Origin of the sequence: Sphingomonas yunnanensis (genome assembly GCF_019898765.1) — a bacterium.
Lineage (GTDB): Bacteria > Pseudomonadota > Alphaproteobacteria > Sphingomonadales > Sphingomonadaceae > Sphingomonas > Sphingomonas yunnanensis.
Map to the genome: position 1 here is coordinate 40,055 of NZ_JAIOKB010000011.1, position 18,117 is coordinate 58,171.

11 protein-coding genes are annotated in these 18,117 nt (G+C 71.4%); 2 read left to right on the forward strand and 9 right to left on the reverse strand.

Going from position 1 to position 18,117, the window contains the following annotated elements; all coding sequences use genetic code 11:
- Nucleotides 1-171 precede the first annotated feature (171 nt).
- The 3 genes from K7957_RS19690 to K7957_RS19700 form a co-directional block, all read right to left on the reverse strand.
- Nucleotides 172-1,230, reverse strand: a complete 1,059-nt coding sequence (locus tag K7957_RS19690) for an NAD(P)-dependent alcohol dehydrogenase (protein ID WP_223014545.1) — start codon at nt 1,228-1,230, stop codon at nt 172-174.
- A gap of 192 nt (nt 1,231-1,422) precedes the next feature.
- Nucleotides 1,423-2,328 carry a LysR family transcriptional regulator gene (locus tag K7957_RS19695; RefSeq protein ID WP_223014547.1) on the reverse strand — a complete coding sequence of 302 codons (906 nt, stop codon included), beginning with the start codon at nt 2,326-2,328 and terminating at the stop codon, nt 1,423-1,425.
- A gap of 142 nt (nt 2,329-2,470) precedes the next feature.
- Nucleotides 2,471-3,673 (reverse strand): MFS transporter, encoded by a 1,203-nt coding sequence (locus K7957_RS19700; RefSeq protein WP_223014550.1) that lies wholly within the window; start codon nt 3,671-3,673, stop codon nt 2,471-2,473.
- Nucleotides 3,674-3,801: 128 nt separating this feature from the next.
- On the opposite strand from K7957_RS19700, the gene K7957_RS19705 reads away from it, so the two are divergent.
- Nucleotides 3,802-4,851, forward strand: coding sequence for a LacI family DNA-binding transcriptional regulator (locus K7957_RS19705; protein WP_223014552.1), 1,050 nt, complete (start codon nt 3,802-3,804; stop codon nt 4,849-4,851).
- Between the two features lie 170 nt (nt 4,852-5,021).
- Here K7957_RS19705 and K7957_RS19710 read toward each other — a convergent pair whose 3' ends face one another.
- The gene (locus K7957_RS19710; protein ID WP_223014554.1) at nt 5,022-6,977 is read right to left on the reverse strand and encodes a putative bifunctional diguanylate cyclase/phosphodiesterase; all 1,956 of its coding nucleotides are present in this window, start codon (nt 6,975-6,977) and stop codon (nt 5,022-5,024) included.
- Nucleotides 6,978-7,313: 336 nt separating this feature from the next.
- Nucleotides 7,314-9,743, reverse strand: a complete 2,430-nt coding sequence (locus tag K7957_RS19715) for a DUF3772 domain-containing protein (protein WP_223014556.1) — start codon at nt 9,741-9,743, stop codon at nt 7,314-7,316.
- A 267-nt stretch (nt 9,744-10,010) separates the two neighbouring features.
- Here K7957_RS19715 and K7957_RS19720 point away from each other — a divergent pair, with 267 nt between their 5' ends.
- Nucleotides 10,011-11,510 carry a tryptophan halogenase family protein gene (locus tag K7957_RS19720; protein WP_343228480.1) on the forward strand — a complete coding sequence of 500 codons (1,500 nt, stop codon included), beginning with the start codon at nt 10,011-10,013 and terminating at the stop codon, nt 11,508-11,510.
- A gap of 128 nt (nt 11,511-11,638) precedes the next feature.
- Here K7957_RS19720 and K7957_RS19725 read toward each other — a convergent pair whose 3' ends face one another.
- From K7957_RS19725 to K7957_RS19740, 4 genes are all read right to left on the reverse strand, one after another.
- Nucleotides 11,639-13,669 carry a hypothetical protein gene (locus tag K7957_RS19725; protein ID WP_223014566.1) on the reverse strand — a complete coding sequence of 677 codons (2,031 nt, stop codon included), beginning with the start codon at nt 13,667-13,669 and terminating at the stop codon, nt 11,639-11,641.
- A 178-nt stretch (nt 13,670-13,847) separates the two neighbouring features.
- A complete protein-coding gene (locus K7957_RS19730; protein ID WP_246617318.1) occupies nt 13,848-16,484 on the reverse strand; it encodes a TonB-dependent receptor domain-containing protein in 2,637 nt (878 codons plus the stop codon).
- Nucleotides 16,485-16,648: 164 nt separating this feature from the next.
- Nucleotides 16,649-17,272, reverse strand: coding sequence for a manganese catalase family protein (locus K7957_RS19735; RefSeq protein WP_246617319.1), 624 nt, complete (start codon nt 17,270-17,272; stop codon nt 16,649-16,651).
- A 157-nt stretch (nt 17,273-17,429) separates the two neighbouring features.
- A complete protein-coding gene (locus K7957_RS19740; RefSeq protein ID WP_223014568.1) occupies nt 17,430-17,789 on the reverse strand; it encodes an SDR family oxidoreductase in 360 nt (119 codons plus the stop codon).
- Between the last annotated feature and the right edge of the window lie 328 nt (nt 17,790-18,117).

Sequence of the window (18,117 nt, forward strand, 5' to 3'; positions counted from 1 at the left end):
AGGCCGAAGAAAATCGTTGGGGAAGCGGGCAGATCCTCCCCGCTTGGCGGGGCGGGGGACCATGTGCAGCATGGTGGAGGGGGCTCTCCGCAAGCGCTGCACTGCGCGGAGAGCCCCCTTCACCACGCCCTTCGGGCGCGGCCCCCCCGCGAGCGGGGAGGAGCTAAGCGCTCACGCCTCCGCGAGCGTCGCGTTATCGATCACGAAGCGGTATTTCACGTCGCTGCGCTGCATGCGGTCATACGCCTCGTCGATCTGCTGGACGCGGATCATCTCGATGTCGGCGGTGACGCCCTTCTCGGCGCAGAAGTCGAGCATCTCCTGCGTCTCGGCGATGCCGCCGATCAGCGAGCCCGCGATCGCGCGGCGGCCGAAGATCAAGGTGCCGACGCTCGGCGACGGGTGCGGATGCTCGGGCACGCCGACCAGCACCAAGGTGCCGTCGCGCTTGAGCAGGCCGGTGAAGGCGTCGAGGTCGTGGCTTGCGGCGACCGTGTTGAGGATCATGTCGAAGCTGCCGGCGTGCGCCGCCATCTCCTCGCTATTGCGCGAGTTGATCACCTCATCCGCGCCGAGCGCCTTGGCGTCCGCGCGCTTCGACTCGGAGGTGGTGAAGGCGATCACGTGCGCACCCATCGCGTGCGCGATCTTAACGCCCATGTGGCCGAGCCCGCCGATCCCGACGATGCCGACCTTCTTGCCCGGCCCGACGCCCCAGTGGCGCAGCGGCGAGTAGGTCGTGATGCCCGCGCACAGCAGCGGCGCGACGGCGGCGAGCTGCTCCTCCGGGTGCGAGATCTTGAGCACGAACTTGTCCGAGACGGTGATCCGCTCCGAATAGCCGCCGAGCGTGTGGCCGGGCGCGTCCGCGGTTGGCCCGTTGTAGGTGCCGACGAAGCCGCCGCCCGTGCAATATTGCTCCAGCCCCTCGTCGCACGAGGCGCAATGCTGGCAGCTGTCGACCATGCAGCCGACCCCGACGGTGTCGCCGACCTTGAACCTGCTCACCTCGCCGCCGACCGCGGTGACATGGCCGACGATCTCGTGGCCGGGGACGCAGGGGTAGAGCGTGCCGCCCCATTCGCCGCGCACCTGGTGGAGGTCGGAGTGGCAGACGCCGCAATAAGCGATGTCGATCTGGACGTCGTGCGCGCCGGGCTCGCGCCGGACTATGTCCATCGGCTCGAGCGGCTTGTCGCCGGCGTTCGCGCCATAGGCTTTGGTGGCCATGAATTATTTCCCTCGGCAGGATGTGGGCGCGTCGGGTGACGCGCGGGCTGTAGATAGGGGAGCGGCGACGCGGGCGCAGGAAGGTGGCGGCTCACCGCAGTGATGAGGGGATCTCAGCTATGCCTCTCCGTGTGCTCCTGCGCACGCAGGAGCCCAGAGCCGGAAGCGCAGCGACCGTGCCCCCTTGGCTCCTCACCCCAGCGGCCGCTTCTCCCGGATGTGGTCGGCGAGCAGGCGCAGCGCGGTGGGGACCTGGCGGCGGCTCGAATAATAGAGGTGGTAGCCGCCGCCCACCGTCGCCCAGTCCTCGAGCACCAGCCGCAGCGTGCCTTCCGCCAGCGCGCCCGCGAAGACCGGCTCAGGTCCGTACATCAGCCCCGCGCCGCCGCGCGCCAGCGTCAGCCCGAGGTCGGTGTCATCGATCGTCAGCGCGCCGGGCACGTCGATCGCCAGCTCCTCGTCGCCGCGCTCGAACTCCCAATGGTAGATCCGCCCCGCGCCCTGGCGCAGCCGCACGCAACGCTGCTGCGCCAGCTCGCGCGGGTGCGTCGGCGTGCCGAAGCGATCGAGATAGGCCGGGGCGGCGACCACCACCCAGCGGATGTCGCGCGAGAGCCGCAGCGCGATCATGTCCTCGGGCACGGTGCCGCCGTAGCGGATCCCGGCGTCGAACCCCTCGCCGACGACGTCGACCAGCCGGTTGCTCGCGACCACGTCGACCTCGATGTCGGGGTAGCGCTCGACGAAGCCGGGCAGGACCGGCGCGAGCAGCAGCCGCGCCGCGTCGACCACGACGTTGAGCCGGATCCGCCCGGCGGGCGCGTCGCGGAAGCGGTTGAGCGCCTCGATCGCGCCATCGATCGCGCGCAGCGGGTCGCTGATCGAGTCGCGCAATTGCTCGCCCGCGGCGGTGAGCGTGACGCTGCGGTTGGTGCGGTGGAGCAGCCGCACGCCCAGCCGCGCCTCCAGCGCCTTCATCGAGTGACTCAGGGCGGAGGCGGTGACGCGCAGCTCTACCGCCGCGCGCGCGAAGCTCAGGTGGCGCGCGATGACGAGGAAGTAACTGAGATCGGGCAGGTCGGCGCGGCCGCTGGACATGACGCTGATGTGCGACGTCGCCGCCGCGCTGGCAACCGCGTCGGCGCGGCAGAAGGCGAGCCGTGCTCCTGCGCACGCAGGAGCCCAGGGCCGCGCAGATCAACGCTTGTTACCCTGGGCTCCTGCCTGCGCAGGAGAACGGTCAGCGCCGCGCACGCACCAGCGTCACCGCACCGGTGCCGAGCGCGGTGAGCACCGCCAGCACCGTCAGCAGCAGCGCGAAGTCGCGCGGTGTCGCCAGCGTCCAGGTCAGCAGCGGGCCTAGCAGCGATGGCAGCGTGTTGGTCAGGTTGAGCAGTCCGAGGTCGCGCCCACGTCGCCGCGGGTCGGGCAGCAGCTGCAGCGCGAAGGCCGAGTGGAGCGCGAGGAACACCGCCGAGCCGACCGAGTAGGTCGCGAAGCCGATCGCCGCCCCGGCCGTGCCGCTCGCCAGCGCCATTCCCGCCAGCCCCGCCACCGCGACCAGCCCCGCGCCGACGAGGAAGGGCTGGCGCCGACCGACGCGGTCGGACCAGCGCCCGACCAGCAGCGCGAGCGGCAGCGGGATGACGTAGCAGACCGTCAGCAGCGTGCCGACCTCACGCGCGAGCACGAGCGGACGCTCGCCCGGCGCGACGCTCTCGAAGACGTAGAGGAGGTAGAGCGACAGCGCCGCGGTGGCGAGCTGCATCAGCAGACGCGCCGCCGCGGCGATCAGCAGGTCGCGGCGCGGCAGCCGCGGCGTGGCGGCGGGCGCGGTCTCGCCCGCGCCGCCGTCGCCGCGCAGCAGCAGCAGCGGCAGCAGCGCGAGCGCGGCGAGCAGCGGCACCACCGCCAAGCGGGTCGCGTCGGCCAGCCCCTCGTCCGCCACCAGCAGCGCCGAGAGCAGCGCCGCGACCGGGTTGCCCAGCGCGATCAGCCCGGCGGCGAGGCCTTTGCGCGCGTCGGGCACCTCGTCGGCCATGATCGGCAGCAGCGGCGCGAGCACCGCGTTGACCGCGATCTGGAACAGCACCACCGCCGCCACGATCGTCGCCGCGCTCGCGGCCGCGGCGACCAGCGCGTAGCTCGCCGCGGTGGCGACCAGCCCGCCCGCGACCCAGCGCCGCCGCCCGCCGCCGCGCGCTACCGACCGGTCGCTCAGCCAGCCGAACAGCACGTTGGCCGCGCTCGCCGCGACCGCGCCGAGGATCGCGGTGAGACTCAGCAGCGGGATGCGCGCGTCCCCCGCGACGGCGTGGATCTTGAGCGGCAGCAGCAGCGTGAGCAGCGGCAGATAGGCGATCACCCCGCCGATGTTCGCGAGCGCGAAGGCGAGCAGGAACCACGCCGGGCGCGCGGGGCGGGGGAGAGCGGGAACGGGCATGGACGCGCGCATGATAGAGCCGCGCCACCGCCGCGCCACCCTCGACCGCGCGGTGGGTTGGCGGCGCGGCACGGGCTTGGCTATGGCGGTGCGCGAACCGGGGCGACCGGCGGTCCGGGGGAGCAGAGATGGCACGGCGGCGGCAGACGGTCACGATCAAGCATGTCGCGGCGGACGCGGGCGTCTCGCTGCAGACCGTCAGCCGCGTTATCAACAACGAGCCCAACGTGCGCCCGGCGATGGCCGAGCGCGTGCGCGAGGCGATCACGCGGCTGGGCTATGTCCCGTCGCTGGCGGCGCAGCGCATGGGCGGCTCGCGCAGCTACCTGATCCTGGCGCTCAACGACCGCGAGCGCACGATCAGCGACTGGCGCGCGCGCCAGGGGACCGACTGGGTCGATCAGATGCTGCTCGGCGGCATGCTGACCTGCGCGCGCCACGGCTACCGCCTGCTGCTCGAGCTGGTCGACACGCACAGCGACCGGATCGAGCGCGAGCTCGCCGCGACGATCGCCGCGCTCCAGCCCGACGGCGTGATCCTCACCCCGCCGCACTCGGACAACCCGCTGATCGCCGAGTTGCTCGACCGCCATGACATCGCCTTCGCGAGGATCGGCGCGCAGGGCGGCGGCACCGGGATCGCGCTGTCGATGGCGGACGAGGCGGGGGCGCGGCGCGCGACCGAGCATCTGCTCGCGCTCGGCCATCGCCGCATCGGCTTCGTCGCCGGGCCGGAGGATTATACCACCAGCGCGCAGCGCGCCGACGGCTGGCGCGGCGCGATGCGCGAGGCCGGGGCGAGCTGCGACGGGCTGCTCGCGGTAGGCAACTTCGATTTCCCGAGCGGTGAGGCGGCGGCGCACGCGCTGCTCGGCACCGCGGTGCCGCCCAGCGCGATCCTGGCGAGCAGCGACCAGATGGCGCTGGGCGTGCTCGCCGCGGCACGCGAGCGCGGGCTGAGCGTGCCCGAGGACCTGTCGGTGGTGAGCTTCGACGACACCCCGATCGCGCGCTTCGCGCACCCGCCGCTCACCGCGATGGAGCAGCCGATCGCGGCGACGACGGCGCGCGCGGTGGAGCTGATCATCGCGCAGCTCGGCGGCCGCGCGCGCCCCGCCGCGCCGGTGGTGATCGCGGGCGAGCTCAAGCTGCGCGCCTCGACCGCGCCGCCGCGGTGAGCGGGAAGCGCACAGGGCGTCACGCTGGTGTCCCCTCCGGGCGTCATCCTGATTGCGTTTCAGGATGCACGGCCCCCCGCACCTGAAGCGCGAGGCGCCTGCTGCACGCTGGATCCTGAGACGAGTTCAGGATGACGGCGACGCGAGAGAGTGCGAAGCTGCGACCTTCCTCACGCCGCCTCGCGCCGCCGTCCCCACTCGCGCACCAAGGTCGTCGCCGCCTCGGCCTCGACCGGCGGCGAGAAAAGATAGCCCTGCGCCGCACCGCAGCCGATCCGCACCAGCGCGTCGAGCTGTGCCTCGGTCTCCACGCCTTCCGCCACGCATTCCAGCGCGAGCGAGCGGCACAGCGCCACCACCGCCGCCACCACCGCCCAGCCGCGCGAGGCCTCGTCGTCGGCGAGGAAGCTGCGATCGATCTTGACCTTGTCGAGCGGCAGCTGGTGGAGGTTGCTGAGGCTGGAATGGCCAGTGCCGAAATCGTCGAGCGCCACCTTGATGCCGCACGCCCGCAGCTGCGCCAAAGCGCGCGCCGCTGCGGGCGGGTCGCGCATCACCGCGGTCTCGGTCACCTCGATCCAGATTCGCTCGGCCGAGACGCCGGACACGGCGATCTCGCGCTCGATCGCGGCCATCGTCGCGGGGGAGTGCAGGTCGCAGGCCGAGAGGTTGAACGACAGCGCCAGATTGCCCGGCAACGCGCGCGCCGCCGCGAGTCCCTTGCGGAACACCGCCAGCGTGATGCCGTGGATCAACGAGGAGCGCTCGGCGATGGCGATGAACTCGGTCGGCGGTACCTCGCCCACCATCGGGCTGCGCCAGCGCGCGAGCCACTCCACCGCCACGATCGTGCCGCTCGCCGCGGCGACGATCGGCTGGGCGACGACGCGCAGCTCCTCGTCGAGCGCGCTGGCCTGCAGCGCCGCCTCGATCGCGCGGTCGGTGCGGATCGCGCGCGCCATGTCGGGCGTGAACACGCAGGTGCCACCGCCGTTGACTCGCTTGGCATGGTAGAGCGCATAGTCGGCACGGTCGAACAGCTCACCCGCGAGCACGCCCGCGGCCTCCACTTCGCACGATAGAGCCAACCCGAGCGAGCCGCCGACGGCGACCCGAAGCTCGCCGACGCTGAACGGTGCGGCGATGCTCTGGCACAGCCATTCGGCCGCCGCGACCGCCTCGTCGCGCTCGCCGACGGTGAGCAGGCCGAACTCGTCGCCGCCGAGCCGGTAGACGGTGGTGGCGCCACCCGCGACCGCGCGCATCCGCCGCGCCAGCTCGACCAGCAGCAGGTCGCCGACCTGATGGCCATATGTGTCGTTGACCGGCTTGAATCGGTCGAGGTCGAGCAGTCCGACCGCGAACGGCGTGCCGTCGCGTGCGGCGGCGAGCAGGTCGAGGTCGTGGTGGAACTGGCGGCGGTTGGCGAGCGCGGTGAGGCTGTCGGTCAGTGCCAGCCGACCGTTCTCGGCGTTGAGCCGTACCAGCTCGGCATGCTGATGCTCCAGCGCGGCGCGTGCCGCCACCTGGTCGCGGAAATAGTCGAAACTGTTGAACAACACGCGCAGCAGCACCGCCACGACGAGCGCGACGTTGGTGGCGATCACCGTGAACATGATCTGATAGTGCGCGAGGCAGGCGGCGACGAAGGGCGGTACGACCATCGTCGCCACCAGAAGTGCGGCCTGCGGCAGCGACATGAGGCAGAAGACGCAGCCCATCACCGTCGTCGAGAGATAGACAGCGGCGTGCGTCTGCTGCGCCGCCCCGCCGTAGCGCATCAGCAGCAGCGACCAGAGCATATAGGCGATCGCGATCGGTCCCGCCGCGACGGTGATCGTGCGCAGCTGGCGACGCGCCGAGGCGGGCGTGAGCGCGGCACCGCGGCGCCCGGCGCGCGCCCAGCGCAGCAGGCGGATCAGCGTGACGGCGAACAGTAGCGCGGGCACGGTGACGGTGAGCAGCGCCGGCGCGCTGTCGTGATGCGTCACCGCCACCGCCAGCGAGTTGATCAGCAGCAGCCCGTACAGTAGCGGCACCTGGCGATAGAGATTGGTGATCTGGGCGATCGCGAGCCGCGGATCGTCTCCGATCTCAGCGTACCAACGATACAGCCGCCCCACCATCGCCACCCCCAGCCGCGCGCGAGCGCCCCTTTCCCCGGCATGGGCCATAGAACGAATGGGCTGACGATACACTAACGCGGCGACCGCGATTTCTTCCAATTTGGAGCGGTATGCGGAGCGAGGGCCGACGCTCTGTGCGCGTGGGGCGCTCTCGATACCGGACCGAACATCGTGCTCGCGGACCGCGACGCGTCTACACCTGCTTCCGTCATCCCGGACTTGGTCCGGAATCCCTCGCGCCGCGCACTCAGAAAGGGTTGTTCTCGGGGAAGGGTGGACCCCGGACGAAGTCCGGGATGACGGGGAGGTAGTGAGGAGGCGCAATCGAAGGAGTCGCTATGCCTGGGATCGTTGCTCCTGCGTCGGCCCGTCGGAGCGAAGGGGGCCGCTCGCCGGATCGCGCGAGAGCAGCTCGAGCCGCTGCGGCACCGTGCCCAGCTCGATCCCTTCCTCGCGAAAGCGGCGCAGCAGCACGGTGAAGACCGCGCTGCGCGAGCTGTAAGCGGCACGCGGCGAGCCGACGTGGGCGAAGCAGTTGAAGAAGATCCGGCCGTCCGCGATCGAGTCGATGAAGATCGCGGGCGCGGGTTCGTCGAGCACGGCGCTCTCGTCGGCGAAGGCCTGGGCGACGATCGCGCGCACCTTGTCGCCGTCGCTCTCCAGCGGCACCGAGAATTGCACCTGGATGCGGCCGAGCGGGCTCGCCAGCGTCTTGTTGAGCACCGACTTGGTGATCAGTTCGCTGTTGGGCACGATCAGCGTGGAATGGTCGGCCAGCGCGATCTCGGTCGAGCGCACGCTGATGCGCTTGACGTCGCCCTCGTCGGTGCCGACGCGGATCCAGTCGCCGATCTTGATCGGTCGCTCGGCCAGCAGGATCAGCCCCGACACGAAGTTGGAGGTGATCGCCTGCAGGCCGAAGCCGATGCCGACGGACAATGCGGAGAGCAGCAGCGCGATCCGCTCGACGCCGATGCCGAGCGAGGCCAGCGCCCAGATCACCGCGAGCGCCACGCCGACGTAGCGCGCCACCAGGCTGACCGAGTTGCGCCCCGATCCGTCCAGGTCGGTGGCGGGCAGGTAGCGCTGCTCGAGCCAGCGCATGAAGCCGCGCACCAGCGCCAGCCCGATGAACAGCACCACCACGCCGCGCAGGATCGTCCCCGGCGAGATCGCGATGCCGCCGACCTGCACGCCCTGCGCGAGCGTGCCGAGCCGCGAGACCAGGGCGCCGACGCCGTTGCCGCCGTTGAAGGGCGAGAACAGCAGCCCCAGCGCGAACAGCGCGAGCGTCAGCCGTAGCACGCCCGAGGCGAGCACGCCGAACTGCTCGATCAGCGCGCCGCGGACGCCGAGCGCGCGCGACAGCGTTCGCCCCAGCCCGCCGTCGCGCGTGAAGACCGTCGTGGCGAGGTCGTCGATCGCGGCCATCAGCAGGAAGGTGGCGCAGCCGAGCACGGTCGCCCAGGCGACGATCCGGACGATGAACGAGGCCAGCCCGACATAGCCGAGCAGCAGCGCGAGCGACGCCACCACCACCACCGTCCAGGCCACCAGCGCGGCGGCACCCAGGCCCGCGCGCGCGGGCGCCTGATCGTCCTCCGCGCGCGCGGCGCGCAGCCGCCCGAGCGCGACCAGCGCCGCGGCCAGGATCAGCAGGTGCAGCAGCGCGACGAACACCTGGGTCGCGCTCAGCGCCGCGGCGCTGGCGCCGACCGTCTGGTTGAAGGCGTTGACCGTGATCGAGAAGAAGGCGACCGCGGCGAGCAGCCAGCTGAACGGGCGCAGCCGTCGCGCCACGTCGTCGGCGATCGGCGCGACGCGCCAGCTCGGCTGGTTGCGCATCAGCACCGCGCCCGTCACCGCGACGGTGAAGCCGGCGAACGAGCTCCCCTGCACGAACGTGTCCGCCAGCCCATTGACCGCCGCGGGCACCAGCCCGGCCCAGCGAAGCCCCTGCACCAGGGCGAAGCTCGCGAGCAGCGGCGTCAGCGTGCCGACGAGCACGCGCCAGATCGCGTTCCCCGAGCGGCGCACGCGATGCCCCGGCGCGTCGTCGATCAGGAAGCGCAGCCCGATCCGCACCGCCGCGGCGCGGCCGGGCAGCGCGATCGCCAGCGCGACGAGCAGACCGAGCAGCGCGGGCCAGACCGGGGCGGCGCGCCAGCCCGCGACGAGCTGACGCGTCGCGAGCGTGAGCACCACCTCGATGCGTCGCAGGTCGCGGGGCGCGGCCTGCAGCACTGCGCCCCAGAAGCCGGGGGAGAGCGGCGAGGGAACGTGCGCCGCGATCGTCTGGCTGAACTGCTCGGCCTCGGTGCGGTCGATCTCCTCCACCAGCTGCTGCGCCTCGACCGCGATCAGCCGGCCGCGCTTGCTGTTCGAATCGATCGTGGTGCGCTGCCGCGCCAGCCGCGCGCGCTGCGCGGCCAGATCGGGCGCCTCGCTCGCGGCGGCGGGGCCGAGCTGCGCGGCGCGCGCGTCGATCAGAGCGAGCTGGTCGGTGAGGTCGTCGGCGGCGGTGGCGGCGTCCTCCCGCGCGGCGTTGACGCGTTCGCGCAAGCTGTTCCGTGCCTCGCGATCGGTCGACTGGTCGAGCGCGCCGTCGACCGCGCGCACCTCGCGCTCGGCCTTGATCAGCCGCGCGGTGGCGGCGGTGACCGGGTCGACCTGCGCGGCGGCGGGGGGCGCGAGCAGGAGCGCGAGCAGCGCCAGCAGCGACAGCGCGGCGGCGCGCGCGCGGGCGGACAGCGGGGGGCACGTCATCGCCGCGGCGATAGCAGAGCGGGCGGGGGCGCGGCCAGAGCGCGGGCGAGAAGCGGGTGTGGTGTCGCGGCAGCCGTCATCCTGAGCTCGTCTCAGGATCCACGGCGCGGCAGACTCAGCCGTCGCGGCGCCTGCGGACCAGTGGATCCTGAGACGAGTTCAGGATGACGCCGAGGAAAATGAATTGCCCTGTCGCGTCCAACCCAACGCGTCCCGGCTCCCCCTCGTCGCCGTTCCGCTCTACACCGTCGGCGAGAGGAGACGGGCGTGTCGGAGCGGGAGCGGGTGGAGCGCGTGGTGATCCTCGGCGGGGGCACCGCCGGTTGGATGACCGCGATCGCGCTCGCGCGCCAGCTCGGTCGCTCGGTCGCGATCACGCTGCTCGAGTCGGAGGAGATCGGCACGGTCGGCGTCGGCGAGGCGACGATCCCGACGATCCACTGGTTCAACCAGCTGATCGGGCTCGATGAGACGGCGTTCCTGCGGGCCACCGGGGCGACCTACAAACTGGGCATCGAGTTCGTCGACTGGGCGCGACCGGGGCACCGATATTTCCACCCCTTCGGTGTTTTCGGCGCGGACCTGCCGGGAGTGGCCTTCCACCACCGCTGGCTGCGCGCGCGCGCGGAAGGGCTCGACCTGCCGCTCGCCGCGCTGTCGTTGTCCACGCAGGCGGCGATCACCGGGCGCTTCGCCAAGCCGGCGGCGGAGCAGCGCTCGATCCTGACGACGTTGGGCTACGCCTATCACTTCGACGCGGCGCGCTATGCCGCGCACCTGCGCGGTCTCGCCGAGGCGGCCGGGGTGGTGCGGGTCGAGGGGAGGCTCGCCGCGGTCGAGCGCGACGCGGCGAGCGGCCGCCTCGTCGCGCTCACCACCCAGCGCGGCGAGCGGCTCGCGGGCGAGCTGTTCGTCGACTGTTCGGGCTTCCGCGCGCTGCTGATCGCGGGCGAGATAGGCGCGGGCTACGACGACTGGTCGCGCTGGCTGATGTGCGACCGCGCGGTGGCGGTGCCCAGCGCGGCGACGCGGCCGACGCTGCCGTACACGCGCTCCACCGCACGGGCGGCGGGCTGGCAGTGGCGGATCCCGCTGCAGCATCGCACCGGCAACGGCTATGTCTATGCCTCACCTTTTGTCTCCGACGACGAGGCGGCGGCGACGCTGCTCGCGCATCTCGACGGTGAGGTGCTGGGCGAGCCGCGCTTCCTGCGCTTCACCGCGGGCGCCCGGCCCGAGCCGTGGCGCGGCAACGTGGTCGCGATCGGCCTCGCGGCGGGCTTCCTCGAGCCGCTCGAATCGACCAGCATCCACCTGATCCAGAGCGGCATCGCCAAGCTGCTGACGCTCTTCCCCGGGCGCGGCGACGATGCGGCGCTGGCGGCGCGCTACAACCGACTGATGGCGGCGGAGATGGAGCGGATCCGCGACTTCCTCATCCTCCACTATCACGCGCAGCGCGACAAGCCCGAGCCGCTGTGGGAAGCGTGCCGCGCGATGGCGTTGCCCGAGGCGCTGGTCGAGCGCGAGGCGCTGTATCGCCGCGGCGGGCGGCTGATGCTGGAGCCCGACGAGCTGTTCCGCGAGGCGAGCTGGCTGGCGGTGCTGGAGGGGCAGGGGATCGCGGCCGCGGGCTATCACCCGCTCGCCGACGCGCTCGGCGGCGCGGCCAACATCGAGCAGGTGCGCGCGCTCGCCGCGCTGATCGCGCGCGCCGCCCCGACGCTGCCGACGCACGACGACGCGCTGGCGGCGGCGATGGCGTGACAGACGCGGCTCGCCGCGCGGACGCGTGCTCCGGCGAAAGTCGGAGCCCAGGGCGGCAGGTTAGCGCGCTCGTGGCTCGGAGCTCCTGCGTGCGCAGGAACAACTGGCTTATGATGCCGGCCGGCCGCTCACCGCGGCGGACGTACCGCCAGATAGACGGTGCTCCACAGCTGCGCCGCGTTGGACTCGTCGACATCCTTCTTGCCAGCGCCGAACGGCACCACCTCGTAGCGTCCGTCGCGAAAGGCCCAGGACCACAGCTCCGAGCTCTGCGTCGCGCGCGTCGCGGCGATCGCGCGCCACAGCCGCGACTGCGCGTCGGTCAGCACCGCGCGGGTCGAGGCGGGCAGGTCGCGGCGCTGGAGCTGTCGCTCCAGCCCGGCGGCGAACAGCGCCTGCTGCCACGACCACACCAGGGCACCGTGATAGGCCGCGGGGGTGAAGCGCGCCTGCGTCGCCGCGTCCGCCAGCGCCGGGTTGGCGACCAGCAGGCCGATGTCGGTCATCAGCCCGGCGGGGAAGGGGCGTGCCAGCGCGGCGACGTCGCGTTCCAGCTCGGCCGCGGGCGGCGCGCCGAACAGCAGCGCGAAGCCCTCGTCGGAGTTGAGGATCGGTACCGCGCGCCCGCGCTCGTCGAGCGACAGCGCGTGATAGACCAGCGGCGCCTGCCCCAGGCTCGCCAGCGCGGGCGCGGCGGGCACGCCGAGCGTGCGCGCATAGGCCGCGATCTTCGGTGCTGCCTCGCGCGCGGGCAGCTCGACGCGGAAGAGCGCGGGCGCGCGCTCGCGCCACGTCGCCGCCATCGCCGCCGCGCGCGCCAGTCCGGCGCGATCGGACGCGCTCACATAAGGGTCGAGCAGCCCCGCCGCGCTCAGCCGGGCCGCGGCGTCGAGCGCGGCGGGGACCAGGACGGCGTTGACGTCATAGGGGTAGCGGCCGCGCCCGAGCCCCTCCTCGCTGTCGCGCCACTGGCCGGTCATGCGGCCGGGACGCAGCGCGACCAGCCGGTCCGACGCAGGCGCCTCGGCGAAGCCGCGCGCGCGCTCGATCACCAGCCGCAGGTTGCGCAGCAGCGCCGCGCCGGCGGGTTCGCTGGTGCCGGGACGCGCCTCGCTCGCGATCGGCCGCGCGAGGAAGGCGCGCGCGCGGGCCGGATCGGCGTGCTCGAGCAGATAGGTGGCGGCGACCGGCGCGAGCATGAAGTCGTCGTCGATCATGGCATAGTCGAGTGTGGCGGCGTCGCCGCTGCGCCCGGCTCTGCGATTCTCCAGCAGCGCGAACTCGGACAGGCCTTCCTCATGCGCGACGTCACCGTCGGCGGCGAGCCGCGCCAGGACCGCGCCGAGCCCCGCCTCGATCGCGGTGGGCTGGAGCGCGGGCATGAGCAGCCGGACCGACATCAGCGTGTCACGGCCGAAATAGGTGTCGAACCGCCACGAGCCCGCCAGGAACTTCTCGCGATAGCTGAGGAAGCGAAGGGCGTCCCGCGCGGTGGGATCGTCGGCGGCGGTCGCGTTGAGCAGCTCAGGCAGCGCGATGCCGGTGAGCGGCGTATCCCCGGTCGCGGCGGTGATCTCGAGCTGGATACGGCCGTCGCGCCCCGCCACCAAGGCACCGCGCTCTATCCTGCCGGCGAGCACGCGCAAGCCGAGCCGGTAGCCGGGCGCACCGTCGGCGCGGTCGCGCGCGTAGGTGATCGTGTCGCGGCCGAGGCGCGCGGCAACGCCGACCTCGGGGGGGAAGCGCGCGACGCTCTGATAGTCACGCAGGAAGCGGACGTTCGACAGCACAGCCTGGCGCAGGGCCAGCCGCGGCGCGGCGACGCTGGCGACCGCGCGCATGCCGTGGAGCGCGCGGCCGCGTGCGTCGCGCAGCGTGAGCGCGGCGGGCGCGCGGTCGAGCCGCCACGTGACCGGCGCGGCGGTGCGCTCGAACCAGAGGCCGACGCCGCTGTTGCCCGCCGGGAAGGCGACGAGGATGCGCGGCTCGGCGCCGTCGCGCAGCAGCAGGTGCGCCGCGGTGGCGCCGTCGCGCAGGAAGGCGTTGAGATTGTCGCCCTCGCTGAGCTGATAGGCGAGCTCGGGCGGACGCTGGGCGAGCGCCACGCCGGCGCTGCCCGCGAGCAGCAGCACGGCGAGGAGGCGGACGGCGCGGGTCATGGTCGGGCTCCGGATGTGAGGGGTAGACGCATCAGCAGTCTAGCTGTCGCCGTGCTCCTGCGCACGCAGGAGCCCAGGATCGCAGCCGTCGTGCTATCGGCTCTGGGCTCCTGCGTGCGCAGGAGCACGGTGTGGGGGAGTGGCGGACGACCTATCCTCGCCGCTCGCCCTCCCGTCCTCAGAACCGCAGCGTGACCGATCCGCCATAGGTCGGGCCGACGATGCCGCGGGCGTAGAAGAAGCCCTGGGTGATCGCCTGCGTCTGCCCCTGGCGCGGGTTGCCCTCAGTCAGGCCGACGACGTTGAAGATGTTCTCCGCGTTGAAGCTCACCTGCAGCTGCGGCGTGACGTTGACATTGATGCCCGCGCTGGTGACGCCATAGCCCGGCAGCGCGACGCCGTTGCCCGCGTCGGCGAAGATCTTGCCGACGTATTTGTAGCGCGCGAAGATGTCGCCGAGCCCGTTCGGCAGCTGGATCGCGGGCGTCACCGTCCACAGGGTGGAGGGTGTCCGCTCGGGGCGATTGCCCTCATAGCCCGCCTGGGTGGCGCCATCGAGCTGGAGGTTCTGGAGCCGCGGATCCTGGAACACCGCCTGGCCGTCGATCGAGAACCAGCGCACCGGGCGGATCACCGCGTCGATCTCGATGCCCTTGGTGCGCAGGTCGGCGTTGATGTTCTGCTGCTGCGCCGGGTTCTCGGGATTGGCGAAATTGTAGTTCTGGTCGTCGAAGTTGGTGCGGAACACCGTGACCGAGCCGCTGAAGAAACGCTCATATTGGTAGCGGATCCCGGCCTCGTACAATTTGATCGTGGTGATCGGGTCGGCGCTGTTGGTCTGGAAACCGTCGGCGTAGCGCGCGTAGATCGAGAGATTCGGCGTGATCAGATAGTTGGCGCCGACCGTCCAGGCGATCTTCTCCTGCGTGCGGTTGAGCGTCGTATATCGGCCGGCGAAGGTCGGGCCGACCGTGGTGATCAGACCGGCTGTGCCGCTCGGGACCTGTTGCTGGAACACACCAGGGCGGATCTCGACGATGCGGTTGGCGGCGTCGACCGCGGCCGCGTCGATGCCGTCCCGCGCGGTCGACTGGATGTTCTCGAACCGAATGCCGCCGTCGATGCGGAGCTTGCCGATCGCGAGCTCGTCGTTGGCGTAGAGCGACACGGCATTGTCGTCGCGCACGCGGATGCCGTTGCCCCAGTCGCCGTAGGAGACCAGGCCGTTGTCGCTCAGCGTGCCGATCACGTTGTTGCCGCCGTCGAGCGCGACGATGTCGTAGATGTCGCTGTTGTCGCGCACGTCGTTGACGACGCTGGCGACCGCCGACTGGTTCTGGCGGCGGTGGACGGCATAGTACATCATGCCCGCGGTCAGCGAGTTGGTGAAGCTGCCGCCCTGATATTCCCAGCGGCCGCCCAGGTTGAGCCCGAAGTCGTGCGCGTCGAGCCGGTCGTGGTTGAGCGTGGTGCGCTGGAGGAAGCCGTTGCCGTTGAGCGCGTCGAGCTGGCTCGTCTGGTTGGCACCGATCACCGTGCCGGTGCGCAGGTTGCGGATGCCGAAGCTCACCCGGGCGGGGAAGGCCACCGCGCCGGCGCTGAGCAGGTCATTGATCGGCGAGCCGCTGCCCGGTGTCAGATAGCTCACCGCGCTGGCCAGGCCCGCGTTGCCGGTGCCCGAGCCCGGGAACAGGCCGTTGAAGTCATAGGAGTAATCGAGGTAGCGGCTGCGCAGGAAGACATCGAACGTGTCCGTCACCGGCTTCTCGAAGTCGACGCGGAACTGGTTCGAGATCGACTTGATACCCTGGTCGTAGTGGAAGTTACGGATGCCGTCGCTCTCCACGAAGGTCGACACCGGCACCGCGATGTTGCGGAAGGCGTCGCCGCCGATATTGTCGCGCTGCGTGTCGAGGCCGGGAAAACCGCTCGGCGTCCCATTGTCGTAGCGGTACGGCATGCTGGCGTAGTAGGCGGTGTTCATGTCGCCGCGCTTGGCGGAGAGTCGCAGGAAGCCGCCGCCGTCGAAGCGGTATTCCAGCATCGCCTTCACGCGATAGCCGTCATAGTCGAACGGGTTGCGCCGCACGCCCGGGCTGCTCTGATAATAGCCGCCGATGCTGAAGGCGAGGTTCTCCGCCAGCGGCGCCGAGACGTAGAGGTCGGCGCGCTTGAGCCCGTAATTGTAATAGGTGCCGCGCGCGATCGCCTCGAATCGCTCCTGGTTGGGGCGCTTCGAGATGAAGTTGATCGTCGCGCCCGCGCCGTTGACGGTGAGCACGCCCGACGAGCCGCCCTTGACCGCCTCGAGCCGATCGATCGTGAGGTCCTGCTGGAAGAAGAAGTCGGCGCCGCCGCCGCCGTAGAGGATCGGCATACCGTCCTCCTCGAGCTGGACGAAGCGCTGCCCGCCGCCCTGGAGGCCGCGCACCGAGTAATTGTTCGACGCCTCGCCCGCGGTGCCCTCGACGAAGATGCCGGGGACGAGCTCGAGCATGTCCGCGGTGGAGCGCGGCGCGCGGCGATCGATGTCGTCGCGGGTGGCGTAGGTGATGTCGGCCGAGGAGGTGATCAGCGGGCGGTCGCGCGAGGTCTGGCCAGTGACGACGATGTCCTGCAGGCCGTCACCGTTCTCGGCCGCTGTCGCGGTGCCGGGCTCGGTGGTCGGCGAGCCCTGTGCGGGCGAGGGTGTGCCGGTCCGGTCGACCGGCGAGGCGTCGGGGGCGCTGGCGACGGTCTGCGCCATCGCGGGCGCGGTCGGCAGCAGCGCGGCACCGGCGAGCAAAGCGGCGCGGCGCGTGGTGAGTAGCAGCATCTTCCCCTCCTGAGGAACGTGGGTCGCGTCACCCTCTCGATGGGGGCGGCGTCGATCGCATTTCTATGCCTTCGTTAATCGATTTCAAAGATGGGGCGGGATCGCGTCGGAACGATCCCGCCCCAGCTGTGGCCGGCGCGCAACGGTCGCGGCGGCGGCTCCGCTCAGACCGAGGTTGCGCCGGCCTGCTCGACCTGGGCCATGCCGTCCGGCCGCGCCGCCCCGAGATCGGGCTCACCGCCCGGCGGCTCGTTGCGGAAGACGGCGAACTCGCCGCGCCCGTCGATGCTCGGCCCGCTGGTCCAGCGCCCCTCGGGATAGGTGCCGTCGGGCGAGGTGACGAAGAAGTCGTAATCGTGCCCCTGGTCCTCCTTCTCCTGCGGGAAGGCATTGGGGATCGGCAGCTGGGTCGCGGCGCCGCCGAGCTCCTCGATCACCGCGAGCCACTGCTCCTCGTGCATCGTGTCGCGCGCGATCATGAAGTGGAGCATCTTCTTCATGCCCTCGTCGCGCGCCGCGTTATACAGCCGCGTCGCGAGCACGCGCCCGGTGCTCTCCGCCGCGACGTTGCAGTACATGTCGGCGGCGATGTTCCCGCTGGCGTAGACATGGCTCATGTTGAACGGCACGCCGTCGGAGTCGACCGGCATCGCCGCGAGCCCGGTCGAGAGCAGGTTCTTGTGGATCAGCCCCTCGATGATGTGACGCGGTCGTTCGCCGCCCATCACCGCGCCGACGATGCTGTCCGCGGCGCCCTCGGCGTGGAGCCTCTCGTCGTGATAATACATCGCACGTCCTCGCTGATGTGATGATCCCGCCCTGATCATCCGCCAGCGGTTCAGCCCGCCCGAAACTTTCGATAGTGGGTTAGAATAACGTGGCTATTACAACGACCTGCGTCAAGTCCGTGCGCCCGGACCATGGCGCTCCGAGCGCGCGCCTCGGTCAGAGCAAGGGGCCGCCGCCGGTCGCCGCGATGGTCGCGGCGAGGATGTAGCTCGCCTCGCCGCCGGCGAGCAGGACAGAGGCCGGCGCCAGTTCGGCGGGTTGCGCGGCGCGACCGATCGGCGTGTTCTCGCCGAAGTTCTTCGCTGTCGCGCGCGGCATGGTCGAGGGGATCAGCGGCGTCCACACCGGCCCCGGCGAGACCGCGTTGACGCGGATCGCGCGCCCGGCGAGCATCTGTCCCAGCCCCGCGTTGACGATGTGGATCGCGCCCTTGGTGGTGGGGACGATCGTCTTCTTGTCGGTGAGCCGGCCGCGGCCGACATAGCTGTGCTCACCGTGATCGGGGCCCGGGTCCATCGCGTCGGTCGTGCCGGGCGTGGACTGCTGCCGCTCGGGATAGAATGTTCGGTCATGGATCGAGCCCCGATCCGGGTCGGGCTCTCAACCGACCGGTACGACGGAGCGTTTCGACGGTTGACGTGCACCAGCCGTTCTTCCGTCAGTTGGGCGCGTGCGACGAAGTGACATCGTCGCGCCAAAAAACTGTCATCGAATCGCTTGACCGCTTCGGCTGGTGTCCATATATGCGGCTTCACCGGACGGGGCGGGTTGCTTCGGCAGCGTTGCTCGGTCGGTCGTCAGATAGGATGGACACTGTTCTCCCCGATCGAAGGGTGGGGGAGGG